Source organism: Micromonospora sp. NPDC048063 (assembly GCF_043202855.1).
Classification (GTDB): Bacteria; Actinomycetota; Actinomycetes; order Mycobacteriales; family Micromonosporaceae; genus Micromonospora.
Genome location: NZ_JBIDBG010000002.1, coordinates 442787 through 466993 on the forward strand (window position 1 = coordinate 442787; position 24207 = coordinate 466993).

The following is a 24207-nucleotide window of genomic DNA, read 5'->3' on the forward strand; positions in this document are numbered from 1 at the left end:
CGGCCGACAATGGCCGGGTGCAGAACACCGGTTACCCCTGTCCCGCCTGCGGCGCACCGGCCTCCCTCGGCTCCGGCTGCTCCGGTTGCGGGCGACCGCCGTACCCGGCCGCCGCCGAGGTGATCCGGCTCGACCGGGAGATCGTCGCGCTCGGCGGCGAGGTCGAGCGGGCCCGCGCGGCGTACCAGGGGCTCGTCGACCGGCTGGCGGCGAGCCGGCGGCGCCGGGCGGAGCTGGCCGCCGCGATCCGGGCGGAGTTCCCGGGCCCCGCCGCGCGTCCGGCTCCCGCCGCCGTCCCGGCGTTCGCGCCGGCCCGCCCGGCGCCGGCGTGGCCCGCCGGGGGGCCGGTCGCGCCCGTTCCCGCGCCGGCCGCCGTCGGCGGGGCGGAGACCTCGACCCGGACGGTCCAGAGCCTGCTCTTCGTCCTCGGCGGACTGCTGCTGGGCACCGCGGCGGTGGTCTTCACGGCGGTCGCCTGGGCGGCGGTCGGGGTCGCCGGCCGGGCCCTGATCCTGGCCGCGTTCACCGCGCTCGCCCTGGCCGCGCCGCTGGTGGCGGTGCGGCGGGGGCTGCGCGGCACGGCGGAGACCTTCGCCGCGGTGGGGCTGCTGCTGGTGCTCCTCGACGGGTATGCCGCCTGGACGGTGGACCTGTTCGGGGTGGCCGGCTGGCCCGGCACCCGCTACGCCGCGCTGGTCGGGGGGGCCGGCGCGGCGGTCGCGGCCGGCTACGCCCGGCTCAGCGGGCTGACCGTGCCGTGGTTCGCGGCCCTGGTGACCGCGCATCCGGTGCTGCCCCTGCTCGCCGTCGCGGCCCGGCCGGACGCCGCCGGCTGGGCGGTGGTCTTCGTCGGGGTGGCGCTGCTCGACCTGGCGGTGCTGGTCGCGCTGCGTCCTCGGGGCGGCCCGGCGGGCGGCGCCGCGACCCCGGCCGACGGGTCACCGACGGTCGCGGCACCCGGGCCCGGGGCGCCCACGCCGGCGGTGCCGGGGCCGGCGGTCGCGCCGCCCGGTCCGGCCGTCGCGCCACCCGGTGCGGGGGGCGGATCGGGGGAGCGTCCGGTGGTCATCGCCGGGCGCGTCGTCGCCTGGATCGGGTACGCCGGCGCGCTGGCCGTGGCCGCGAGCTGCGCGCTGGTGCCGCTGGCCCTCGGCCGGGCCGCCGGCACCCCGCTGCTGGCCGGGGGCCCGCTGCTGCTGGTGGCGCTGACGTTGCTCGGCGCGGCGGTGTTCACCGGCGGTCGGGTGTTCCGCGCCGTCGCCGCCGGGCTGCTGGTGCCGGTGCTGGCCGGGGCGGTCGTCCGCCCCGTCGCGGAGCTGGGGACGGCACCGGTGCTCACGGCGCTGGTCGTGGTGGCGCTGGCCGGCGCGGTGCGGCTGCTGCCCGCCGGCTGGCGGACCGGTCCCCGGGTCGGCGCGCTGCTGGTGGCCGGCGGGACCGCCCAGCTCGCCGTGCTGGGAGCCGTGGTGCTCGCCGGCGGTGCGGTCGGTCGGTCGCTGCCGCCGTGGCACGGCGCCGCCGCCGGGCCGGACATCGCCCGGGGCTGGCAGTTGCCGGTGGTGATCGCGCTGACCCTGGCGGCCCTGGGGCTGCTGCTGCCCCGGGCCGCCCGGCCGGCGCTGGCCGCGTTCGGCGTGGCGGCCACCGTGCTCGCCGTGCCCGCCGGCTGGCCGTCGCCGTGGCCCGCCGTGGTGGCCCTGGACCTGGCGGCGGGGGTGGGCCTGCTGGCCGTCGGGGTGGGGCGGCCCGGCACCCGGTCCTGGACGGCGGTGACGGCGGCGGCGTCCGGAGCCCTCCTGCTCGGGCACGGGCTGCTGGTGGGGCTCGCTGCCCCCGGCGGGGCGGGGGCGGCGCTCGCGGTGGTCCTGGCCGCCGGGCTCGCCGTGGCCGCCGCCGGGCGGCGCGGCACGGCCGTCCAGCGCGGGATCGCCGGGGTGTCCCTGGCCGTCGCGTCGCCCGCGGTGCCGGCCGTCGCGGCCGTCGCCCTGATCGCGGCCGGAGCGCCGGCCTGGTGGCAGGCGCGGGCGGCGCTGGCCGCCGTCGCGGTGCTGCCGGTCGGGCTGCTCGCGGTCCGCCGGCACTGGCCCGACCTGCGGACGTACGCCTCCGTCGGGCTCGCCGTGGCGGTCGCGCTGGTCGGGTTGGCGCCGGTGGTCGTACCGGCCGACGAATCGGTGGCGCTCTACGCCGCCGTGGCGGTCCTGCTGGCGACGCTGAGCGGTGCGGCGCGCTCCGACACCGTCCTGCGGGTGGCCGGCGTCGGGCTGCTGGTGATCTCCCTCGCCGCCGCCGCGCCAGCGGCGTTGACGGTGCTCCTCGCCCCGTACGGCGGGGTGTCGCCCTGGTCCGGGGCGCCCGCGGTCGAGCCCGTCCCGGGTGCGTTCCCGGCCGGCGTGGCGCTGGCCGCGCTGGCGGTGGCCGCGCTGCTGGCGGCGCGGCCCGACCGAGCTGTCCCGGGCGCGGTCGGGCCCGGTGCCGGCAGGTCCGGCGCCGCCGGGGGCGGTGCCGGCAGGTTCGGCGCCGCCGGGGCCGGTGCCGGTACGCCGGGTGCGTTCGGGTCCGGTGCCGGCATGCCAGGCGCCGGCGGAGCGTCGGCGCGCGGCGGGTGGTGGCCGGCCGCGCTCGTCGCGCTGCCGTTCGCGGCGACCGCCCTGCCGGTGCTGCTGGTCGCCGTCGGCGCGCCGTGGCCGGTGGCGCCGGCCGCCACGCTGGCCGTCGGGGTGGTCGCGGTGCTGGTCGCCGCGCTGGCCGCGCCGCGCCCGCTGCTCGCCCCGGTCGGGGCGCCGGTCGGGTTGGCGTTGACCGCCTCCGGGCTGCTCGGGCTGTTGGCCACCAGGGCGGGCACGCTCGCCGGCCTGGGCGTGCTGGTGGTGGCGGCGGCCGTGGTCGGTGTGGCCGCCCGCCGGGACGACGTCCGGCTCGTTGGTCGCCTGGTCGCGGTCGCCGCCGCGACCGGCCTCGCGGTCACCGCGCCGCTGGCCGGCGGGCTGCCGCTGCGGACGGCCGCGTTCAGCGTGCTCGCCGTCGCGGTGCTCACGCTGGCCGCCGCCGCGCTGCTCGGCGGCCAGCGGGCGCCGGTCGGGGCCGCCCCGGCCCGCCAAGCGTCCACCCCGGCGGCGGTGCTGGACGCGGCCGCCCAGGCGGTGGCGCTGGTCGCGCTGCTGCTCGCGGTCGGGGCGCTCCGGCACGCGGCGGCGGTCTGCGTGCTGTGGGGCGCCGCCGTCGCGCTGCGGGTGCTGCGCCCGGGCGAGCCGGCGGGCCGCCGCTGGGCGTTCGCGGGCATCGCCGGCGGCAGCGAGCTGCTCGGCGGCTGGCTGCTGCTGGCCGCCGGGGGAGTGGCGGTCCTGGAGGCGTACACGGTGCCGGCGGCGGCGCTGGCCCTCGGGGCGGGCGTGGCGGCGCTGCGCACCCGGCCTGGGCTGACCAGTTGGCTGGCGCTCGGCCCGGGGCTCGCGGCCGCGCTGCTGCCGAGCCTGGTGTCGGTGCTGGTGGCGCCGGATCCCCAGCCGTGGCGGCGGCTGCTGCTGGGGGCCGCCGCGCTCGGCACGGTGCTCGCCGGGGCGACCCGTCGCTGGCAGGCGCCGGTGCTGCTCGGCGGGGTGACCCTGGCGCTGCTCGCGCTGCACGAGTTGGTCCGCGGGTGGGACCTGCTGCCCCGGTGGATCTTCCTGGCCGTCGGCGGGTTCGCGCTGATCGGTCTCGCCGCCACGTACGAGCGCCGGCGACGGGACCTGGCCCGGCTCCGGGCCGCCGTCGGCCGGATGGGCTGACCGCCGGGGTCCGCGCCCGCCGGCCGGGGTAGGGCAGGCCCTACCCCCGGCCGGGGGGTGGACAGGGTTACTCAGCGCAACCGTTCTCGGGAGACTGGACGGCAGGGGCGCGCCGGCCGGCGCGGTATCCGGGATCGAGGAACGGGAGCCGCAATGGTGCTCGCAGCGGTGGCGGACCCGCCGGTACGGCGGGGCAGTGACTACTCGCAGTTGTCCCGACGGATCAGCGGGGCGGGGCTGCTGGAGCGGCGCCCGGGCCGGTACGTGACGCGGATCGTGCTCACCCTGGGCGTCTTCGCGGCGGGCTGGGCCGCGGTCGGGCTGGTCGGGGACTCGTGGGCGCAGCTCCTGGTCGCCGTGTTCCTGGCCGTCGCCACCACGCAGGTCGCGTTCCTCGGCCATGACGCCGGCCACCGGCAGATGTTCCGCCGGCGCGGGCCGAGCGAGGCGGTGGGCCTGCTCACCGGCAACCTGGCGGTGGGGCTCAGCTACGGCTGGTGGGTCGACAAGCACAACCGGCACCACGCCAACCCGAACCACGAGGACGAGGACCCGGACGTCGGGGCGGGCGCGCTGGTCTGGACGTACGAGCAGGCCGCCGCGACGCGCGGCGTCAACCGCTGGCTCGCCCGTCGGCAGGCGTGGCTGTTCTTCCCGATGCTGCTGCTGGAGGGGCTCGCCCTGCACGTGGCGAGCGTGCAGGCGGTCGTCGGGCGGGAGCCGGACGGCGGGTTCCGCACCCCGATGCGGCACCGGAGGGTGGAGGCGCTGCTGCTGGGCCTGCACGCGGTGGGCTACCTCGGCGGGCTGCTGCTGGCGATGTCCCCGGGCAAGGCGCTGCTGTTCGTCGCCGTCCACCAGGGGCTCTGGGGCCTCTACATGGGCTGCTCGTTCGCCCCCAACCACAAGGGGATGCCGATGCCGACCGCCGACGACGAGCTCGACTTCCTGCGCAAGCAGGTGCTGACCTCCCGCAACGTCCGGGGTGGCCGGTTCGTCGACGTCGCGCTCGGCGGGCTCAACTACCAGATCGAGCACCACCTGTTCCCGAACATGCCGCGGGCGAACCTGCGCCGGGCCCAGCCGATCGTGCGCGCGTACTGCGTCGAGCGGGGCATCCCGTACGCCGAGACGGGGCTGGTGGAGTCGTACCGCCAGGCGCTCGCGCACCTGCACGAGGTGGGCCGGCCGCTGCGCGGCTGAGACGCGCGGCGGGGGCGGCGCCGTCCGGCGCCGCCCCCGCCTCCGTGCGGTCGGGCTCAGGACCCCATGGACTCGATCAGCTCCTGCGGGGCCTCCTGCGTCTCGCTCGCGGCGGGCTTCTTCACGGTGACCGGGGCGCCGAAGTCCGAGTAGGTGGTGGTCATCATGCCCAGCGACTCGTGCAGCACGCTGGTGTCGATGGCGAACTCGACGAGCCGGCCCTGGTCGTCCACCTTGGCGGTGAACGGGACGGCCTTGGCCTTCTCGCCGAGGGCCTTGATGGACGGGTCGTCGGCCTTCGTGCGGGTGTAGTCGAGGGTGCCGGCGTAGCTGCCGGTGCCGGTCTTCTCGACGTCCACCACGCTCTCGATCATCTGCTTCGCGCCGCCCGGGTCGCCCTCGGGCATCAGGTTGAACTGGCCGCTCTTACCGAGCTTGGTGGTGTCCATGTGCAGCCACTTCTTCGGCATCCCCTGCATACCGGTGATCTTCAGGTAGGCGTCGTCGCCGAGCAGCAGGATCCGGAAGGTGCCCTCCGCGCCCAGCTTCATCGTCATGTCGCCGGTCTTGGTGGCCGGGTCCATCACGCCGCTGCCGTTGACGACCGCCGACTTCAGTACCATCCGGACGCTCTGCTGGTTGAGCTTCTGCGCGGCGGCGGTCAGCTCGGCGCGGGCGTCCGCCGGGGCCGAGCTGGCGGGTGCCGCGCCGGTGCCGTTGCCGGCCGGAGCGTCCGCGTCCGTCTTCGTGCCGCACCCGGTGAGACCGAGGCTGAGCGCGGCGACGATAGCGACCCCCGTGGTCGCCAGCCGTCGAGTGTTCATGCTGAGAATCTCCTCTGGCAGGGTGGGCCGGGGGCGACGCCGGTCGCGGCCCGGCCGGGCCGCCGGTCAGCCTAACGTCCGCCGGCCACAGCCGCGGATCTATGTCCCGTCCGGCCGCCCGCCGGGTGGGACACACCTCCCGCCGCTGGTCGGCGTCGTTCCGACCCCTCCCGGTAGGGTCTCCCCATGGCAGACGTGCTCACCGCCGAGGCGGTGCGAGACGAGCTGGGCGGGCTGACGGGCTGGTCGGGAGACCCGACCGGGATCACCCGCACCGTGGAGCTGGCCAGTTTCCCGGAGGCCATCGCGGTCGTCGACCGGGTCGCCGTGACGGCGGAGGAGCTGGACCACCACCCCGACATCGACATCCGCTGGCGCACCCTGACGTTCCGCTGCGTGACCCACTCGGCGCGCGGGGTCACCCGGCGTGATCTGGAACTGGCCCGGCGGATCGACGAGATCGTGGGGAGCGTCCGATGAGATTCGAGATCAGCAAGGTGCTCGACGCCATCGAGGGGCGGGTCTGCACCGACCCGTCGCTGGCCCGGGCCGTCCTCGACCTGGCCGAGGTGATCCGCTACCAGGACCTCGACGGCGGCCGGCCGGCCAGCCTGCTCCGCCTCGGCATGGTGATCGACGCCCTCGCCCGGGAGCTGGAGGAGGACAGCGTCCCCGTCTACGCGGTCGTCCACCGGGCGCTGCTCTCCGACGCCGACCTCACCTCCAACGAGCGGATGGTGGTCCGCCGGTGGGCCGACGACGGGCTGGTCGAGGTGCTCGACAACCCGGGCGACCGGATGCTGGAGGTGGCCGACCTGCTCGGGCTGCCGGTGCTCACCCGGGTGCGGACGGACGGCCTGCGCGGGCGCTACCCGTGGCTGGTCGAGCAGCCCGGCCGCGTGCTGGCCCCGGTGCCGGGCGCCGGCGGGCCGGCCTTCGTCGCCCACGTCGGCGGCGGGCACACCCCGGTCGCCGGCGACCGGTCGCCGGCCGGCGTGAAGCTGCTCTCCCGGCAGTGGCGCTGCCCGGAGCCGGGCTGCGCGCTCTTCGGCGGCGGGGGCGGCGGATCCTTCGCCGACCTGGCCCGGGTGGAGCGCAGCCCCGCCGCCCAGCCTCCGCCCTCCCTGCGCGGTGGCGCGCCCACCTGCCCGCGGCACGGCGCCCGGCTCGGCGACGCCGGTCCGCGACCGCGCAGCGAGGTCCTGGCCGTGCGCGTCGGCGGGCTGATCCGGCGCCGCTTCGTGCTCACCGAGGACCAGCCGGCGCTGGTCGGCCGGGCGCCCGACCAGGCCGGCGGGATCGTGCTCGGCCAGTGGCTCAACGACGAGGCGCGCCGTTGGATCAGCCGCAGCCACCTCCGGTTCGAGCTGCGGGTCGGCGAGGTGATCGTGACCGACGTGAGCACCAACGGCTCCGGCATCCGGCCGGGCGGGTCGATGGCGGAGAGCGACCGCGTCCCGCTGGCGCCGAAGCAGTCGCGGGTGGTGGCCGAGGGCGACATGGTCGAGCTCTACCCGGGGGTGCAGATCGGCCGGCCCGGCGAGCTTCCCGCCGGCGCGCCGTACACGCCGAACTCGGTGATGGCCGAGGCCCCCACGATGGCGATGCGCCTGCCCCGCTGACTGCCGGGAAACGACGGCGGGCGCCGGGACCGTGTCCCGACGCCCGCCGCTGTCGTACGGGGTCAGCCGGCCAGCACGGCGGCGAGCTGGGCCACCGCGTGGTCGATCTCCTCCTCGGTGATCACCAGCGGCGGGGCGAGCCGGATGGTGGAGCCGTGGGTGTCCTTGGCCAGCACGCCGCGCTCGGCGAGCCGCTCACACGCCTCCCGGCCGCTCATCAGCGCCGGGTCGATGTCCAGCCCCGCCCACAGCCCGCGGCCCCGCACGGCGACCAGGCCCTTGCCGACCAGCGACTGGAGGCCGGCGTGCAGCCGGGCGCCCAGCTCGGTCGAGCGGCGCTGGAACTCGCCGGTGGCCAGCAGCCTGACCACCTCGGTGGCGACCGCGCAGGCCAGCGGGTTGCCGCCGAAGGTCGAGCCGTGCTGGCCCGGCTTCAGCACACCCAGCACGTCGGAGTTCGCGGACACCGCGGAGACCGGCACGATGCCACCGCCCAGCGCCTTGCCGAGCAGGTACATGTCCGGCACGACGCCCTCGTGCTCGCAGGCGAAGGTGGCGCCGGTGCGGCCCAGGCCGGACTGGATCTCGTCGGCGACGAAGAGCACGTTCCGCTCGGTGCAGACCCGGCGTACGCCCGGCAGGTAGCCCTCCGGTGGCACGACGACGCCCTGCTCGCCCTGGATGGGCTCGAGCAGCACCGCGACGGTGTTCTCGTCGATGGCGGCGGTCAGCGCGTCCAGGTCGCCGTAGGGCACGACCGTGAAGCCCGGCGTGTACGGCCCGAAGTCGGCGCGGGCGTCCTCATCGGTGGAGAAGCTGACGATGGTGGTCGTGCGGCCGTGGAAGTTCCCCTCGGCGACCACGATGTTGGCTTGGCCCGGCGTCACGCCCTTGACCTGGTAGCCCCACTTCCGGGCCACCTTGATGCCGGTCTCCACCGCCTCGGCGCCGGTGTTCATCGGCAGTACGAGGTCCTTGCCGCAGAGCTCGGCCAGCTCCCGGCAGAAGTCGGCGAACTGGTCGTGGATGAACGCCCGGCTGGTGAGGGTCAGCTTGTCGAGCTGCGCGTGCGCGGCCGCGACGAGCTGCGGGTGCCGGTGCCCGAAGTTCAGTGCCGAGTAGCCGGCCAGGCAGTCGAGGTAGCGCCGGCCGTCCACGTCGGTCAGCCAGGAGCCCTCGGCGGAGGAAATGACCACCGGCAGCGGGTGGTAGTTGTGCGCGGTCCACCGCTCCGCGTCGCGGACCGCCTCCGGCGTCCGCAGCATGTCCTCGATCACTTGCTCGCCTTTCCCTGACGGAGTCGCAACGTGCAGCACTTCGGCCCGCCGCCGGCCTTCCGCAGCTCGGACAGGTCGACGCCGATGGTCTCGTAGCCCCGGTCGCGCAGCTTCGCGGCCAGGCCGATGGCCTGTGCGGGCAGCACCACGTGCCGGCCGTCGCTGACCGCGTTCAGCCCGAAGACCTCGGCGTCGGCCAGGGTGGCGTGCACCGCGTCCGGGAAGAGCCGGCGCAGCACGGCCCGGCTGCCGGGCGAGAACGCCTCCGGCAGGTAGGCCACGGTCCGCTCGTCGAGCACGGTGAGCGCGGTGTCCAGGTGGTAGAAGCGCGGGTCGACCAGTTGCATGGTGACCACCGGGTAGCCGAAGACCTCCTGGAGCTGCGCGTGCGAGGCGTGCGCGGTGCGGAAGCCGGTGCCGGCCAGCAGGAAGTCGCCGGCCAGGAGGATGTCGCCCTCGCCCTCGTTGACGTGCTTCGGGTCGTGCAGCTCGAAGCCGGCGGCCTCGAACCAGGCACGGTACGCGGGGGCCTCGTCGGCGCGCTGCGGGTCGCGGAACTGCACGGCCATCGCCTTGCCGTCGATCACCGTGCCGCCGTTGGCGGCGAAGACCATGTCGGGCAGCCCGGGCACCGGAGTGATCTCCTCGACGGTGTGGCCCAGGTCCCGGTAGATCTGGCGCAGCTGCTCCCACTGCCGGACGGCGAGGTCGGCGTCGACCGGGGCCGTCGGGTCCATCCACGGGTTGATCGCGTAGTCGACGGCGAAGTACGTCGGCCGGCACATCAGGAAGCGCTGGCTGGTGGCGTCCATCGTCATTGTCCTGCTCCCAGGGGGTCGGGCGCGCCCCGGCCATCTTCGACCCACGGGGCTGGCGCCGTCCGTCAACGCTATGCGGGCCGGGCCGACAGGATCCACCGGTGATGGTTGCGTGGGGCGGAGGATCGTTGCGTATGAGACCGCGCCGCCGTCGAATCGTTGCGTCCTGGCAGGAGAGGGTCGCGGTCGCCGCCCGTTCGTCCGTCGGCCGCCCGGATCCCCGACGCCGGACGCACTTCGGGGGCGGCGAACCGCCGCCCCCGAAAGGATGTGCCCGGCTGGTGAACCACCAGGCTGGTCGGGCGTCGCCGATGAACCACCGGCACTGCCGGCGCACCGCCGGCGAGCCCGACAGTGCCCGCTAGAAGCGGTCCGCAAACTGTGAGTCGAGCCACTCCCGCAGGCGCCCCACCCAGTCGCCGTCGGTGGTCGGCCAGTCGAACCGGCCGGTCATCGCGAGCACGCCCAGGACCACCGCGCCGAGGCCGAACGCGATGCCCAACAGGGCGTCGGTCTTGCCCGCGATGTGCCGGCGCCGGGTGGCCACGAGACCCAGCACGGCGAGGACCGCACCGACCGCACCGAGCCCGATGCCGTACCCGGCGAGGGTGCCGGTGAGCACGAAGAGGGCGCCGGCAACGCCGACGACCAGGCCGAGCGTGGCGAGCAGGCTGGCCCGGGGCTTCGGGCCGGCGACCACCGGCCGCTCCGGGGCGCGGTCGGCGACGCCGTCGCCGTCCCGGTCGACGGGGTGGTCCACCGGGAGATCCCGGTCCGGCCCGGCGGCCCGCGCCGCCGCAGCGTCCCGGTCCAGGTCGACCGTCCGGCCGTCGACGGTCCGTTCGAGGGCCGGGTCCGCGTCGATGATCCGGGGGTTGCGCCGGGTGTCGTCGTCGGCCGGCCGGGCGGTGGCCGCCCGCGCGACGGCGGCGCGCTCGGCCGCCCGCCGCTCGGCGTCGCCGCCCCGCCCGTCGGGTCCGGTCGCCCGACCGTCGGCTCCGGCCGCGGCGCTGCTGCGGTAGGTCGCCTGGTCGCTGTCCCGGTCGGTCACCACCGGGCGGTCGGCCCGGCCCGTGTCCTCGGCCCGGTCCCGGCCGATCGCGTCGTCGTCCGTCGGCGCCGGCTCCGTCCGGCGCGACAGGGAAGGAATCTTGACCACACCACACCTCCTGATGAATGCGCGGCGGCCGATGGAGCGGGTGGCGCCCGCGCGGTAACGAACCCGAGGTACCCAGCCGCGACCTCCGCGACACCCGGCCGCGTCGGCCCCGGCCCCGTCCCGGCTACCGTTGCCGTCGTGCCTGAGGGACACACCATCCACCGACTCGCCGCGCGGCACGCCGAGCTGTTCGCCGGCGACAAGCCGCACGCCGCCAGCCCGCAGGGCCGCTTCGCCGAGGGCGCGGCCCGGCTCACCGGCACCGTGCTGGAGGCCACCGAGGCGTACGGCAAGCACCTGCTGCACCATTACGCCGGCGAGCTGACGCTGCACGTCCATCTCGGGCTCTACGGCAGGTTCACCGACGGCGCGGGGGAACCGCCGGAGCCGGTCGGCCAGGTGCGACTGCGGCTGACCAGCGACCGGCACTGGCTCGACCTGCGCGGCCCGACCGCCTGCGAACTGCTCACCCCACCCGAGGTGGCGGCGCTGCGCGGCCGGCTCGGCCCCGACCCGTTGCGCGCCGACGCCGACCCCGACCGGGCGTACGCCCGGATCTCCCGCAGCCCCACGCCGCTGGCCGCGCTGCTGCTGGACCAGTCGGTGGTGGCCGGCACCGGGCTGATCTTCGTCACCGAGGCGTTGTTCCGGGCCGGGCTGCCGCCGACGCTGCCCGGGCGGCGGCTGCCCCGCGCCGGCTGGGACGCACTCTGGGCCGACCTGGTGACGCTGATGCGGCTCGCCGTCACGCGCGGCCGGATCGACACCGTCCGCGACGCGCACCTGCCCGAGGCGATGGGCCGCGCCGCCCGGGTCGACCGGCACGGCGGCGAGGTGTACGTCTACCGCCGCCCCGGCGCGCCCTGCCACGTCTGCGGCACGCCCGTGGGCCGGGGCGAGCTGGCCGGCCGCAACCTCTACTGGTGCCCCACCTGCCAACCGGCCTGACGCCCGCCGCGCTCACCCTGGGCCGAGCAGCCAGCGGACCACCTCGACCTGTCGCGGGAAGACCTGCCCCTCGCCGATGCTCCACGCCAGCGTCTGCCCGACCGTCCAGCCCCGCACCCGCTCCCGGTCCAGCCCCAGTTCCGCGCTCAGCCGGTCCAGCCGGTGCCGGACGGCGTCCGGCGAGTGCCCCAGCTCCGCCCCGCGCACCAGCGGCACGACGCCGAACTCCCGCTCGCCGGCCAGCGGCTTCGGGTCGATCACCAGCCACGGCTCCCGGGCCGCCCGCAGTACGTTGCCGGCGTGCAGGTCCTGGTTGACCAGCACCTGCTCGCCCTGACTGCCGACGAGGTCGCCGAGGAGCCCGAGCGCCGCGTCGAGGAGCCGCCGCTCGTACGGCCGGCCGGCCCGTTCCCAGTTCACCGGCAGCCGCTCGCACCACCCGGCGGCCTCCTCGGCGAGCGGGGTGAACGGTGGGCCGGCCGGTCGCCACAGCCGGGGCAGCAGCCCGACCGCCACGTCCAGCGCCGCGTCGGCGGGCAGCTCGTGCAGCGGCGTGCCGGGCACGCACCGCTCCACCAGCAGCGCCCGCCGGTCCGGGTCGTGCGCGAGCAGCCGGGCCGCCCCCGCCCCGGCCCAGTGTTCGAGCGCCGTCGCCTCGTGCACGCTGTCCGGGTCCGGGTACTGGAGCTTGAGCACCGCCGGCGTGCCGTCGGGCAGCGTGGCCGGCAGGGCCAGTGACGCGAAGGCGTACGGGAAGGGGCGTCCCACCCGCAGGTGCCAGCGTTCGACGCACTCCGCCAGCCGGGCCGGCAGCACCGCCCGCCACGCCCGGCCCGCCTCGACTTCCTCGGTCCAGCGCAGCCCGTCGGGGATTTCCAGGTCCACGGCCATCCGGTCATCCTCGGCCACGCCCGCGGGTCGCGTACAACCGTTTCCGGGCCGGGGCCGTCTGGAACAGGGAACCCCACGGAGGTGGCCGGATGCCGGACGCATCGGACCAGGAATACATCGAGTACGTCACCGCGCGCCTGCCCGCACTGCGCCGACTCGCGTACGCGCTCAGCGGCGACGCCGACCAGGCCGACGACCTGGTACAGGAGACCGCGACCCGGCTCTACTCGCGCTGGTCGCGGATCCGGGAGGTCGGGCAGCTCGACGCGTACGTCCGCGCGGTGCTGGTCCGACTCTTCCTGGACACCCGGCGGCGCGGCTGGTGGCGGGTGCACCTGTTCGGCGGGCCGCCCGACACGCGGTCCACCGAGGACCGGGGCGTCGAGGAGCGGACCGTGCTGCACCAGGCGCTGGCCGAGGTGCCGCCGCGCCAGCGGGCCGTGCTGGTGCTGCGGTTCGTGCACGACCTGCCGGTCGACGAGGTGGCCCGGACGCTGGGCTGCTCGGCCGGCACGGTGAAGAGCCAGACCTCGCACGGGCTGGCGGCGATGCGACGACTACTCGGCGGCCGGGAACTGGCCGGTCGGGCCGGAGGGGAGCGGAGATCATGACGATGGACGAGGAGCGCGTCACCGACCTGCTGCGTCGGCTCGACGACGAGCCCGACGGGCCGCCCCGGATCGATGTGCCGGGGGCGATCCGGGAGGCGCGCCGCCGCCGGCGCAACCGCCGGGTGGCGGTGGCTGGCGCAGCCGCGTTCGGCGTGCTGGCGGCTGCCGCCCTGCCGGCGGCCCTGCACGGCGGCGACGGGGCGACCCCTGCTCCGGCGGGAGTGAGCGTCAGCCCCGTGCCCCCCACCCCGAAGCCGTCGCCGCCCGGCCCGTGGCAGGGAAAGTGCGAAGCCGCGCTACTGCCGGCGCCGGACAGTGCCGCTCCCGGGAGCGAGGTCACCGGAGGTGACCCCGACGGCCGGTGGCTGGTCGGCCACCTGAGCCCGAACGGGTCGCCGGACCACCGCGTGCTGGTCTGGGACGCCGGCCGGGCCCGGGAGGTCGAGATCCCTGGCACGTACCAGGAGTTGCGCGACGTCAACCGGGCCGGCCTGGCGGTGGGCTCGACGAGGCGCATTGGCGGAGGGCTGGAGGCGTGGGCGGTACGTGACGGCCAGCCTGTACGCCTGTCCGTGGTCGGCCCCGGGGCGGCGAGGGCGGTCAGCGACGCCGGCCGGATCGTCGGCTACCGGACCGACGGGACCGGGCCCGGGGGCTTCCCGAGGTGGCGGCCGGTGGTCTGGGACTCGTACGAGAGTCGGGCGGTCGACCTACCGCTGCCCGGCCCGCAGTGGGAGGGAACAGCCGTCGGCATCGACGAGGACGGCACCATCTTGGCCACCATGACCAACGGAGATCTGCATCAGCCTCCGCGCGCCGTCGTGTGGCGGCCGGGCGCGACCCAGCCGGAGGTGCTGCCGCTGCCCCGGGTGCCTGGCGGGGTCGCCTTCCAGTTCCTGCCCGTCTCGCTGGCAGGGGGCTGGGTGACCGGGAGCGCCGGCCGGGAGACGAAACCGGGAGAGCCGGGCACCTCGACGGGGTACAAGGTGCGGATCAATCTGCGGACCGGGCAGTCGGAGGTGCTGTCGGCCGACGTGGGTATGGCAGCCGTAAACAGTCGGGGTTGGATAGCCGGTGTGCTGCCATCCCGGGTCCCCGCCGTGGCCACCGGTACGACAGTGGTGAAGCTGCCCGGGCCGGACGGTAAGACCGGTGCGCGGGGCTGGGTGCGGAGCATCAGCGATGACGGGCGCGTGGTCGGCGGGCAGCTCTACCTGAACAACAGGGGCTGGGCGGTGCGCTGGACCTGCCGCTGACGGGCCGCCGGCCTGCCGCTGACCGGTCCGGGGGCGGTCCCGCACCGCCCCCGGACCGGAGCATCTCAGCGCAGCCGGCGGATGTCGCCGTACGCCCGGTAGAAGCCGCCCCGGCCGGATTCGCGGACCTGGGTGACCAGGTAGCGCGCGCCCGGCTCGCGGATGCCCTTGGGGAACTGCACCGACCAGTCCGGGCGGTAGCCGGGGGAGAGCACGTGCACGCGCAGCCGGCCGCGGTCCTCGACGCACTGCACCACCACGCCGCCGTCGACGTCGCTGGTCACCTCGACCGTCGTCCACGCCGCCGGCTCCGGCAGCCGGGGCGGGGCCTTGACGTCGACCACCTCCGGCACGCTGCCGGCCTCCGCCGCCCGGATCGCCGGCTCGCTGGCATCGACGCAGGCCAGGTAGCCACCGGTGGTGACCACGTAGAGGCGCTCCTCGTGGTACTGCATCGAGTAGGCCGAGCCACAGCCGGTGCCGAGCTTCCACAGCCGGTTGCCGGCCGCGTCGAAGCAGTAGATCGAGGACTGGCTGTCACCGGCGAAGACGAACCGGCCGCCCTCGGCCGTGGCGCAGGAGAAGACCGGGGCGTCGCACCGGTAGGTGCGCTCGGTGCGGCCGTCCTTCGCCAGCCGCACCACCTCACGGGTGCCGGTGCCGGCGAACACCGCGCCGGGCTCCTGCCAGCCGAAGAGCACCGAGCCGGTGCGGGTGTGCCACAGCTCCTGCCCGGTGCGCCAGTCGTAGCCGGTCACCCCCTGCGAGTGGCCGTGGTAGACCGCGTCGGCGTCGCAGCGCACCATCCAGGCCGACCGGCCGCGCCCCGCCCGGCGCCAGAGGAACTCGTCCTCGTGGTCGACGGCGGCGATGCCGCCGTCCGCGTCGGAGACGCCGAGCACCCCGTCGTGGATGTCGAGCCAGTAGATGTCGATGTCGGGGGCGATCGCGTACGCCACCCGGGGCACCTTGCCGGACAGGTCGTAGACGTTGCCGTCGTCGCACCCCGCGTAGATCCAGGCGTCGTCGGCGACGATGCACTTCACTCCGTCGGGGAGGCGGACCTGGTCCAGCACCCGGGCGTCGTGACCGAGGGTCGTGATGACCCCGCGCTCGTTGCCGACCATGCAGGTCTGCCCGTCAACGAAGATGCCGAAGGCCGGGGCGCCGGAGTCGTAGCGCCAGAGCACCGGGGCGGTGCGGGCGGTGGATCGCGTGCTGACGATCTGTCGCCGGGAGACGGCGCGCTTCTGCCGTGCGCCGCGCACGGCCGGCGCGTATCCCTTGCGGACCTTCTCGCCGATCTTCTTGGCGGCGGCCGCGCGGGCCCGGGCGTTGTCCGGGTATGCCGTGGTCTTGACCTGGCCCTGGTCGCCGATCCGGCCGTAGCGGACGGTCAGCGCGGCGTCATCGACCACGACCTCGTAGAACTTGTGCGCGCCACCGTCCGCTTCGGACAGTTCGAGGTAGGTCGTCTCCTGCGACAAGGGGGCCTCCGAGGGGTCAGCGACCGGCCCGACGTGGCCGGCGCGGCGACAGCGGGCACACGGTAACCGCCACCCCCGACAAGGATCGACCGCTTGGTAAGGAAGGGCCCCTTCCTAACCTCAGGTGTTAGGAAGGGGCCCTTCCTCTACCTCAGGCGTTAACAAGGTGCCCTTCCTTACACCTAGCGGCGGGAGACGGTCAGGGCGTCGACGGCCTTGCGGGCGGCGATCAGCACCGGGTCCCAGACCGGGGCGTACGGCGGGGCGTAGCCGAGGTCGAGGGCGGTCATGTCGTCCACCGTCATGCCGTTCCACAGTGCCACCGCGAGCGTGTCGATCCGCTTCGCGGCCTCGGACCAGCCGACGATCTGCGCTCCGAGCAGCCGGCCGCTGGGCTTCTCCGCGATCAGCTTGACCGTCATCGGGCGGGAGCCCGGGTAGTAGCCGGCGCGGTTGGTGGACTGCGCGATCACGGAGACGAACTCGAAGCCGGCCGCCCTGGCGTCCCGCTCGCGCAGCCCGGTGCGCCCCACCTCCAGGTCGCAGACCTTGGTGACGGCCGTGCCGATCACGCCGAGGAAGGTGGCGTACCCGCCGCCGATGTTGATGCCGGCCACCCGACCCTGCTTGTTGGCGTGGGTGCCCAGCGGCACGTGCACCGGCATCCCGGTGACCCGGTGCACGGTCTCCACGCAGTCGCCGGCGGCCCAGACGCCCGGCGCGCCGGGCACCCGCATCCGGCGGTCCACCCGGACTCCGCCGGTGACGCCCAGCGGCAGGCCGGAGGCCTCCGCGAGCGCGGTGTTGGGGCGTACGCCGAGACCGAGGACGACCAGGTCGGCGGGGATCGGCCCCTCGACGGTGACCACTGCGGAGACCCGGCCGTCGGTCTCCTCCAGCCCGGTGACGGCGAGGCCGGTGCGGATGGTGATGCCGACTGCGCGCATCGCGTCCGTGACCAGTTCGGCCATGTCCGGGTCGACGGTGGACATCGGCTGCTCGGCCTGCTCCACCAGCGTGACGGAGAGCCCGCGCTGGATCAGCGCCTCGGCCATCTCCACGCCGATGTAGCCGCCACCGACCACGACCGCCCGGCGCGGCCGGGGCTCGGACTCCAGCCAGGCGCGCAGCGCCGCGCCGTCGTCGAGGGTCTGCACGCCGAACACCCCGCCGGTGTCGGTACGCGCCCAGTCCGGCTTCGTCGGCACCGCGCCGGTCGCGTACACCAGGGTGTCGAACCGCTCGCGGACCTCACCGCCGTTCCCGAGGTCCCGCGCGACCACCTCGCGCCGGTCGAGGTCGATGGCGGTGACCTCGTGCCGCATCCGGACGTCGATGGCGAACTTCTCCCGGAACGTCGCCGGGTCGCGGGCGATCAGCTCGTCCCGCTCGGGCACCAGCCCGCTGATCCAGTAGGGGATGCCGCAGGCCGAGTACGACGTGAAGTGCCCGCGCTCGAACGCGACGATCTCCAGATCGCCGCGGTCGCGGCGGCGGCGCGCCTGGGACGCCGCCGCCATGCCCGCCGCGTCTCCACCGATGACGATCAGCCGTTGCGCCACGGGGACCATCCTGTCACGGGCGACCCGCCCCGCGGGTCTGTCGCGCGACGTCGGAGACCACGTCCACGAGCGTGCCGCCGCGGGCGAGGACGGCGCGCTGCCGGGCCGCCCCGCTGCCGTGCCGGCGCAGCCCGCCGACCAGGTCGGTCACCTCGTCCAGGTCGCCGTGCCGCTCCAGCGCCGGGCGCAGCCGCTCGACGAGCTGGTCGAAAAGCTCCCACGCCGGGCGCAGCTCCCCGTCGGTGAGGTCGACGCCGTCGCCCTCCAGCCCGTCGTGCGCCGCCCGCCAGTGCGCGGCGACCAGCAGGTGGTGGTCGGTGCGGATGGCGGGCCGGCCGGTGGCCATGTCGTCCAGCGCGGTCGCCACCATGGCCCGTACCAGCGCGGCGACGAGCACCGCGTCGTCCACGGACGGGCAGACGTCGCCGATCCGGATCTCCACGGTCGGGTACCTGGCCGACAGCCGGGCGTACCAGTAGAGCATCCCCTCGTCGAGCATCACGCCGCTGGCGATGAGCTGCCGGATCAGCCGTTCGTAGTGCTCGTGCGACTCCAGGAACGGGGTCGGCGCCACCGACGGCCAGCGCTCCCACTCGACCGACCGCCAGCTCGCGTACCCGGTGTCCTCGCCCTTGGCGAAGGGGGAGTTGACGGTCACCGCGTGCAGCACCGGCAGCCAGGGCCGGACGTGGTTGAGTACCTGCACCCCGGTCTCCGGGTCGGGTACCCCGACGTGCACGTGCATGCCGTTGTTGCCGGGGCCGGGGACCAGCAGGCGGAACCGTTCGACCATCCGGTCGAAGCGCGGCTTGTCGACCACCGGGGGCACCGGCCCGTCCACCGGCCCGGTGCCGATGGCGAGCAGCCGTACGCCGGCCCGCTCGGCGGCGTCGGCGAGCGCGGCACGCAGCACCCCGAGGGAGTGCCGGATGGAGGAGAGTTCCAGGCTGGGCGGGCTGCCGATCTCGATCTGGCTGGTCTGGAACTCCCGCTCCACCTGGCCGCGCAGCTCGGGCGGCACCTGCTCCATGACGAGGTCGACGGCGGGCACCGCGGCCCCGGTGTGCGGGTCGACGAGCAGGAACTCCTCCTCGACACCCACCGTGAGCAGATCCGTCCCCTCGGCTGTCGCGCTCGGGGCCTCCGCCACCTGGCCGGTCATCGCCACCACCGTCCGATCGCGCCCGGTCGCGGTCCGTCCGTGCCGGGTCGGCCGGTGGTTACCCACCGTGCCGACGCCGGGAAACGCGGCCCGGCGTGTCGCCCGTCGCGGGCACCCCCGCCGCCGTCACCGCCGCCGCCGGCAGGCCGCGCGGGGCCGGTGCCACCGCCGCCGCCGGCAGGCCGCGCGGGGCCGGTGCCACCGCCGCCGCCGGCAGGCCGTGCGGGGCCGGTGCCACCGCTGCCGGTGGCAGGCCGCGCGGGGCCGGTGTCACCGCTGCCGGTGGCAGGCCGCGTGGAGCGGTCGCCGGCGGTCGTCCTCGCCGCCGGGCGTCACCGTCGGCGGTCGTCCTCGCCGTCCTGCACCATGGCGCGGACCCGGCGCAGGGTCGCGTCCTGGGCCAGGATGGCCTCCCGCCACCGGTCCAGCGTCCGGCGCAGGTCCCAGACCGTGGCCCGGAGCTGCTGCACCTGTTCGCGGGTCGCTTCGAGTTGCGCCCGGGTGACCAGGGCGGTCTCCTCCAGCTCGGCGACCCGGGTGCGCAGCGGCTGCACCAGCGTGAGGGCGGCGTCGGTGAGGGTGTCGGCGGCGTCCGCCTTGAACTTGCCGCGCTGCACCACGACGGTCGCGATGGCGGCGAGACCGCCGGCGCCGCCGAGGACCCCGAGGATGGAGAGCAGGACCTGTACCCACTGCGGTGCGCTCGGCGCGGACGCGTTCACGTCCCACCTCCGGTGGAAGCCACGCCGCCGTCCAGCCCGGCGGGCTGGGCCGCCTGGGCGGCCCGGGTGAGGGCGCGCAGGTCGCGCACGATCTGTGCGGCGCGCCAGCCCGAGCCGATGGACACCGCCCCGACGAAGGAGGTCGCGGCGACCCCCTGCTGCCCGGCGACCACCGCCACGGCGACGGCGTACATGCCGGTGATCGTGCCGAGCATCAGCACCGAGGCGAGCTCGGTGCCGAGGGCGGTGGAGAGCCGGCCGGGCCAGAAGATTCCGAGCAGCCCGGCGACGCCGGCGACGACGAGACCGAACTCCCACCCCACCTGGATGGGGCCCGGCATCGCCACCTCCACCGACTGCGGCCGGACGCCCAGGGCGATCAGGAGGACCCCGCACACGGGGGCGGTCACCATGACGGCGATCTCGAAGGGCTGGTGCCGCGGGCGGATGCGGGTGTGGGGCACGGTGGCTCCTTGGTGGTGGCCCACCACCTCGTCGAGGCGGCCCCGTCGGGCCGGGCGGGCGCCCGGCCGTGAGGGGGTGTGCCGGGAGGGCCCGCTCCCGCTGGCCCGGTCGGCTCGGCGGCCTGCCCGACGGATCGGGCGGCGCATCGGTGACCGGGAGTGACGGCAGGCCGACGTTGGCCCGTCGATGCCCCAAGTCGTACCACTCCCACGGCGGCTCCGTCCACCCCGGATCTGTCGTAAAACCGCAGGTCAGCGGTCGGAGTCGCCGATCGGGCCGGTCGGCGTGACAGCGGGCCCTAGGCTGGTCGGCGTGCCGGGAGCGTGGCGGGTCGTGCTGGGGACGTGGGCGTACGCGCTCACCCACCTGGCCCTGCTCGCCGACCGGCCGGCCGGCCTGCTCGCCGGGGCCGCACTGACCGCCGTCGTGCTGCTCGCCGCCGTGCTCGCGCTGCACGCGGCGGTCGGCGTCGGCGCTCCCCGGGCCGGCCGCGCCGCCGCCCTGCGGGCCCGGGCCCGCCGCCGCCGGGTGCCCCGGCAGGTCGATCCGGACGCCGCCGGGCGTCCCCGCCCCCGGGCGCCCGGGGCCGTTCCCTCGGCCGCGTAGCGCCGCCGCCGCGCGGCCGATTCCGCCGTCACCCGAGGCCCGGCGACGCCCTGTCGTCCCGCGGGCCCTCACCGGAATCGGACCGAGGGGTCACCATGCTCGCCTTCGCACCACTGCACGACGCCGTCGGCGCCGCCGGCAGCGCGCTCTCCTGGCTCACCGCCCTGCTCGAACCGCTGGCCGGCGGCGCGGCCACCGCCGCCGCGATCGTCGTCCTCACCGTGGCCGTCCGGCTGCTGATCTCGCCGCTGACCCTCGCGCAGGTTCGCGGGGAGCGGCGTCGCGCGGCCCTCGCCCCCGAGGTCCGCGACCTCCAGCGGCGGTACGCGAACGACCCCGCCCGGTTGCAGGGCGAGTTGTTCGCGCTCTACCGGGCCAACGGCGCCAGCCCGGTCTCCGGCTGCCTGCCGATGCTGCTCCAGGCGCCGGTCCTGCTGGTCATGTACCGGCTCTTCACGACCGCCGACGGCGGCACGGGGCTGCTCGACGGGCGGCTCGCCGGGGTGTCGCTGGGCCACCACCTCGGCGACGGCCTGGGCGGCGCGGTGCTGCCGCTGTTCGGCGTGCTGCTGGCAGCCCTGCTCGCCCTCGCGTGGTGGACGTCGCGGCGGATGCGGCGTGCCGCGGCCGCGACCGGCACGGTGGCCGGTACGCCGACGGAGGGGCCGGGGGCGGCGGTGCTCGGCCGGCTGCTGCCGCTGCTGCCGTACGCGACCGTGCTGGTGGCGCTGGTGCTGCCGCTGGCCGCGGTGATCTACCTGGTCACCACGACCGCCTGGTCGGCGCTGGAGCAGGCGGTGCTGCGCCGCCCGCAGGTCGCGCCGGCGGACATCGATCGACATTGACATCTGTCGGGTCGGCACGTACAACTCGTGAGAGAGCGCTCTCTCGACCCGTCCCCGCAGAGAGGCACGTCCATGACACCTGCCCCGGCGGCCCCCGCCGCCCCGCCCCCACGACGCCGGCCTGCCCTGGCGTCGGCCCTGCTCGCCGTTGTCGCCACCACCGCCCTGGCCGGGGTGACCGTGACCGCGAACGCCGCCGTGCCGGCGCCCGCGCCCGGCTGGAGTCTGGTGTGGAGCGACGACTTCACCGGCGCGGCCGGCACGCTGCCGTCCGCCGCGAACTGGATCATCGACACCGGCACCAGCTACCCCGGCGGCCCGCCCAACTGGGGCACCGGCGAGATCCAGACCTACACCAGCAGCACCGCGAACGTCAGCCACGACGGCGGCGGCAACCTGCGGATCACCCCGCTGCGCGACGCCTCCGGCCGCTGGACCTCCGCCCGCATCGAGACCGTACGCAGCAACTTCAAGCCCCCCTCCGGCGGCGTGCTCGCCATCGAGGGCCGGATCCAGATGCCGAACGTGACCGGGGCCCAGGCGGCCGGCTACTGGCCGGCGTTCTGGGCGCTCGGTTCGCCCTACCGGGGCAACTACCAGAACTGGCCGAGCATCGGCGAGTTCGACGTGATGGAGAACGTCAACGGGATCAACTCGGTCTGGGGCGTGCTGCACTGCGGCGTGGCCCCCGGCGGGCCGTGCGACGAGTTCAACGGCATCGGCGCGTCCCGGGCCTGTCCCGGCAGCACCTGCCAGTCCGCGTACCACACCTACCGCTTCGAGTGGGACGCCTCGGTCAGCCCCCAGCAACTGCGCTGGTACGTCGACGGCCAGCTCTACCACACGGTGAGCCAGTCCCGGGTCGGCGAGCCGTACTGGTCGCAGATGACCGGCCACGCCGGCTACTTCCTGCTGCTGAACGTGGCGATGGGCGGGGCCTTCCCGAACGGGGTCGCGGGTTCGGCCACGCCGACGGCCGCCACCGTCCCCGGCCGGCCGATGCTGGTCGACTACGTGGCGGTCTACAGCCGGGGCGGCGGCACCACCCCGCCGCCGACGACCCCGCCTCCCGGTGGCGTGCGGGACGCGTACGCGACGATCCAGGCGGAGTCGTTCAGCGCGCAGAACGGAGTGATCGTCGAGGCGTGCGCCGAGGGCGGCCAGAACATCGGCGCGCTGCGCAACGGCGACTGGGTGCGCTTCGACAACGTCGAGTTCGGCGCCACCCCGCCGCGCGACTTCGTCGCCCGGGTCGCCTCCGGCGCGGCGGGCGGGGTCAGCGGCCTGATGGAGGTCCGGCTGGACAGCCCGACCAGCCCGCCGATCGGCAGCTTCGCGATCGCGAACACGGGGGGCTGGCAGAGCTGGCGCTCGGTGCCCGGCAACGTCGCCGGCCCGACCGGCCGCCGGACGGTCTACCTGACCTTCACCAGCGGCCAGCCCGCCGACTTCGTCAACGTCAACTGGTTCACCTTCCGCCGCTGAGCCGCGGGGAACCCGGGCGGTCGCCGCCCGGGTTCCCCGCCGACCGCCCTGGACAGAAACAGTTAACAGTCCTAATAATAGGCGTCAATGTTGATGCCGATGGATGTTGTCCGGGTGTGGAGGGTGCTGTGAAACGGTCCAGGTCTCTGGTGTTGTCGCTGGTCACCGCCGTGGTCGCGGCGGTCGGGGCGGTGTGGGTGGCGATGCCGGCGTTCGCCGCCGGGGCCACCGCGAGCTTCGTGAAGACGTCCGACTGGGGGTCGGGCTGGGAGGGGAAGTACACGATCACCAACGGCGGCGGCACCACCGTCGACGGCTGGGCCGTCACCTTCGACCTGCCGGCCGGGACGACCGTCGGCTCGTACTGGGACGCCCTGCTGACCTCGTCGGGCCAGCGGTACACCTTCACCAACCGGTCCTGGAACGGCAGCATCGCCCCGGGCGCCTCCGTCTCGTTCGGCTTCCTGGGCAACGGGCCCGGCGCCCCGGCCAACTGCCAGCTCAACGGCGCGTCGTGCGGCGGCGGCACCGCCCCGCCCACCACCGCACCCCCGACCACGCCGCCGCCGACCAGCCCGCCGCCGAACACCGGGCTGCCGAAGCACATCCTCACCGGGTACTGGCACAACTTCGACAACCCCGCCGTGGAACTGCGGCTGCGCGACGTGCCGAACGAGTACGACGTGGTCGCGGTCGCGTTCGCCGAGGCCACCGCCACTCCCGGCGCCGTCACCTTCGCCGTCGACCCGGGGCTCTCCACCGCCCTCGGCGGCTACACCGACGCGGACTTCTCCGCCGACGTGCGCACCCTCCAGTCCCGGGGCAAGAAGGTGATCATCTCGGTGGGCGGCGAGACGGGCCGGGTGGCGGTCAACGACGCCGCCTCCGCCGCGACGTTCAGCGACAGCGTGCACGCCCTGATCCAGCGGTACGGCTTCGACGGCGTCGACATCGACCTGGAGAACGGGCTGAACCCGACCTACATGGCGCAGGCGCTGCGCTCGCTGCGGGCCAAGGTCGGCAGCCGGCTGATCATCGCGATGGCCCCGCAGACCATCGACATGCAGTCCCCGGGCAGCAGCTACTTCAAGCTCGCGCTCGACATCAAGGACATCCTCACCGTCGTGAACACCCAGTTCTACAACTCGGGGGCGATGCTCGGCTGCGACCGCAACGCCGCGTACGCCCAGGGGACGGTGAACTTCGTCGTCGCGCTGGCCTGCATCCAGTTGGAGGCCGGGCTGCGTCCCGACCAGGTCGGCCTCGGCCTGCCGGCCGGACCCGGCGCGGCCGGTGGCGGCGTCGTCGCGCCGAGCGTGGTGAACGCGGCGCTGGACTGCCTGGCCCGCGGCACCAACTGCGGCAGCTTCCGCCCACCGCGCACCTACCCGGGCATCCGCGGCGCGATGACCTGGTCGGTCAACTGGGACGTGACCAACGGCAACGCCTTCGCCCGCACGGTGGCCCCCCACCTCGCCACCCTGCCCTGACGGC

21 protein-coding genes are annotated in these 24207 nt (G+C 75.6%); 11 read left to right on the plus strand and 10 right to left on the minus strand.

Annotated elements, in window-relative coordinates:
* The first annotated feature begins 17 nt into the window (after positions 1 to 17).
* Both ACGFZ2_RS06835 and ACGFZ2_RS06840 read left to right on the plus strand, forming a co-directional pair.
* The gene (locus ACGFZ2_RS06835) at positions 18 to 3770 is read left to right on the plus strand and encodes an SCO7613 C-terminal domain-containing membrane protein (protein ID WP_393450874.1); all 3753 of its coding nucleotides are present in this window, start codon (positions 18 to 20) and stop codon (positions 3768 to 3770) included.
* A 153-nt stretch (positions 3771 to 3923) separates the two neighbouring features.
* Positions 3924 to 4973 (plus strand): fatty acid desaturase family protein, encoded by a 1050-nt coding sequence (locus ACGFZ2_RS06840; protein ID WP_393261156.1) that lies wholly within the window; start codon positions 3924 to 3926, stop codon positions 4971 to 4973.
* A gap of 56 nt (positions 4974 to 5029) precedes the next feature.
* On the opposite strand, the gene ACGFZ2_RS06845 is transcribed toward ACGFZ2_RS06840, so the two are convergent.
* Positions 5030 to 5797 carry a hypothetical protein gene (locus tag ACGFZ2_RS06845; RefSeq protein ID WP_393261154.1) on the minus strand — a complete coding sequence of 256 codons (768 nt, stop codon included), beginning with the start codon at positions 5795 to 5797 and terminating at the stop codon, positions 5030 to 5032.
* A gap of 186 nt (positions 5798 to 5983) precedes the next feature.
* Here ACGFZ2_RS06845 and ACGFZ2_RS06850 point away from each other — a divergent pair, with 186 nt between their 5' ends.
* On the plus strand, positions 5984 to 6277 hold the full coding sequence (locus tag ACGFZ2_RS06850; RefSeq protein WP_357459411.1) for a 4a-hydroxytetrahydrobiopterin dehydratase: 294 nt from the start codon (positions 5984 to 5986) through the stop codon (positions 6275 to 6277).
* Entirely contained in the window at positions 6274 to 7419 is a 1146-nt protein-coding gene (locus tag ACGFZ2_RS06855; RefSeq protein ID WP_393261151.1) for an FHA domain-containing protein, read from the plus strand. The genes ACGFZ2_RS06850 and ACGFZ2_RS06855 overlap by 4 nt, the downstream gene beginning before the upstream one ends.
* A gap of 62 nt (positions 7420 to 7481) precedes the next feature.
* Here ACGFZ2_RS06855 and rocD read toward each other — a convergent pair whose 3' ends face one another.
* The 3 genes from rocD to ACGFZ2_RS06870 form a co-directional block, all read right to left on the minus strand.
* Entirely contained in the window at positions 7482 to 8696 is a 1215-nt protein-coding gene (gene rocD / locus ACGFZ2_RS06860; RefSeq protein WP_393450877.1) for an ornithine--oxo-acid transaminase, read from the minus strand.
* A complete protein-coding gene (gene ddaH, locus ACGFZ2_RS06865; RefSeq protein ID WP_393261672.1) occupies positions 8693 to 9508 on the minus strand; it encodes a dimethylargininase in 816 nt (271 codons plus the stop codon). The genes rocD and ddaH overlap by 4 nt, the downstream gene beginning before the upstream one ends.
* A gap of 367 nt (positions 9509 to 9875) precedes the next feature.
* Positions 9876 to 10673 (minus strand): thrombospondin, encoded by a 798-nt coding sequence (locus ACGFZ2_RS06870; RefSeq protein WP_393450880.1) that lies wholly within the window; start codon positions 10671 to 10673, stop codon positions 9876 to 9878.
* 138 nt (positions 10674 to 10811) lie between these two features.
* Here ACGFZ2_RS06870 and ACGFZ2_RS06875 point away from each other — a divergent pair, with 138 nt between their 5' ends.
* Positions 10812 to 11621, plus strand: a complete 810-nt coding sequence (locus ACGFZ2_RS06875) for an Fpg/Nei family DNA glycosylase (RefSeq protein ID WP_393450883.1) — start codon at positions 10812 to 10814, stop codon at positions 11619 to 11621.
* Between the two features lie 12 nt (positions 11622 to 11633).
* Here ACGFZ2_RS06875 and ACGFZ2_RS06880 read toward each other — a convergent pair whose 3' ends face one another.
* Positions 11634 to 12512, minus strand: a complete 879-nt coding sequence (locus tag ACGFZ2_RS06880) for an aminoglycoside phosphotransferase family protein (protein WP_393450886.1) — start codon at positions 12510 to 12512, stop codon at positions 11634 to 11636.
* Positions 12513 to 12601: 89 nt separating this feature from the next.
* Between ACGFZ2_RS06880 and ACGFZ2_RS06885 the strand changes: the two genes are divergently transcribed.
* Both ACGFZ2_RS06885 and ACGFZ2_RS06890 read left to right on the plus strand, forming a co-directional pair.
* Positions 12602 to 13123, plus strand: coding sequence for a SigE family RNA polymerase sigma factor (locus ACGFZ2_RS06885; RefSeq protein ID WP_393450889.1), 522 nt, complete (start codon positions 12602 to 12604; stop codon positions 13121 to 13123).
* On the plus strand, positions 13120 to 14379 hold the full coding sequence (locus ACGFZ2_RS06890; protein WP_393450892.1) for a hypothetical protein: 1260 nt from the start codon (positions 13120 to 13122) through the stop codon (positions 14377 to 14379). Before ACGFZ2_RS06885 ends, ACGFZ2_RS06890 begins: the two co-directional genes overlap by 4 nt.
* A gap of 65 nt (positions 14380 to 14444) precedes the next feature.
* Here the strand turns inward: ACGFZ2_RS06890 and ACGFZ2_RS06895 are convergent, their stop codons facing one another.
* From ACGFZ2_RS06895 to ACGFZ2_RS06915, 5 genes are all read right to left on the minus strand, one after another.
* The gene (locus ACGFZ2_RS06895; RefSeq protein ID WP_393261136.1) at positions 14445 to 15866 is read right to left on the minus strand and encodes a WGR domain-containing protein; all 1422 of its coding nucleotides are present in this window, start codon (positions 15864 to 15866) and stop codon (positions 14445 to 14447) included.
* Between the two features lie 182 nt (positions 15867 to 16048).
* The gene (locus ACGFZ2_RS06900) at positions 16049 to 17428 is read right to left on the minus strand and encodes an FAD-dependent oxidoreductase (protein WP_393450895.1); all 1380 of its coding nucleotides are present in this window, start codon (positions 17426 to 17428) and stop codon (positions 16049 to 16051) included.
* A 13-nt stretch (positions 17429 to 17441) separates the two neighbouring features.
* A complete protein-coding gene (locus ACGFZ2_RS06905; RefSeq protein WP_393450898.1) occupies positions 17442 to 18590 on the minus strand; it encodes a glutamate--cysteine ligase in 1149 nt (382 codons plus the stop codon).
* Between the two features lie 332 nt (positions 18591 to 18922).
* Positions 18923 to 19270 (minus strand): hypothetical protein, encoded by a 348-nt coding sequence (locus tag ACGFZ2_RS06910; RefSeq protein ID WP_357698929.1) that lies wholly within the window; start codon positions 19268 to 19270, stop codon positions 18923 to 18925.
* A gap of 38 nt (positions 19271 to 19308) precedes the next feature.
* On the minus strand, positions 19309 to 19776 hold the full coding sequence (locus ACGFZ2_RS06915; protein ID WP_393450901.1) for a hypothetical protein: 468 nt from the start codon (positions 19774 to 19776) through the stop codon (positions 19309 to 19311).
* Between the two features lie 313 nt (positions 19777 to 20089).
* Here ACGFZ2_RS06915 and ACGFZ2_RS06920 point away from each other — a divergent pair, with 313 nt between their 5' ends.
* The 4 genes from ACGFZ2_RS06920 to ACGFZ2_RS06935 all read left to right on the plus strand — a co-directional run bounded on the left by ACGFZ2_RS06920 (position 20090) and on the right by ACGFZ2_RS06935 (position 24203).
* The gene (locus ACGFZ2_RS06920; protein WP_393261128.1) at positions 20090 to 20383 is read left to right on the plus strand and encodes a DUF6412 domain-containing protein; all 294 of its coding nucleotides are present in this window, start codon (positions 20090 to 20092) and stop codon (positions 20381 to 20383) included.
* 95 nt (positions 20384 to 20478) lie between these two features.
* A complete protein-coding gene (locus tag ACGFZ2_RS06925; protein ID WP_393450904.1) occupies positions 20479 to 21228 on the plus strand; it encodes a YidC/Oxa1 family membrane protein insertase in 750 nt (249 codons plus the stop codon).
* A 72-nt stretch (positions 21229 to 21300) separates the two neighbouring features.
* Positions 21301 to 22713 carry a carbohydrate-binding protein gene (locus tag ACGFZ2_RS06930; RefSeq protein WP_393450907.1) on the plus strand — a complete coding sequence of 471 codons (1413 nt, stop codon included), beginning with the start codon at positions 21301 to 21303 and terminating at the stop codon, positions 22711 to 22713.
* A gap of 128 nt (positions 22714 to 22841) precedes the next feature.
* Positions 22842 to 24203 carry a chitinase gene (locus tag ACGFZ2_RS06935; RefSeq protein WP_393450910.1) on the plus strand — a complete coding sequence of 454 codons (1362 nt, stop codon included), beginning with the start codon at positions 22842 to 22844 and terminating at the stop codon, positions 24201 to 24203.
* Positions 24204 to 24207: the final 4 nt, after the last annotated feature.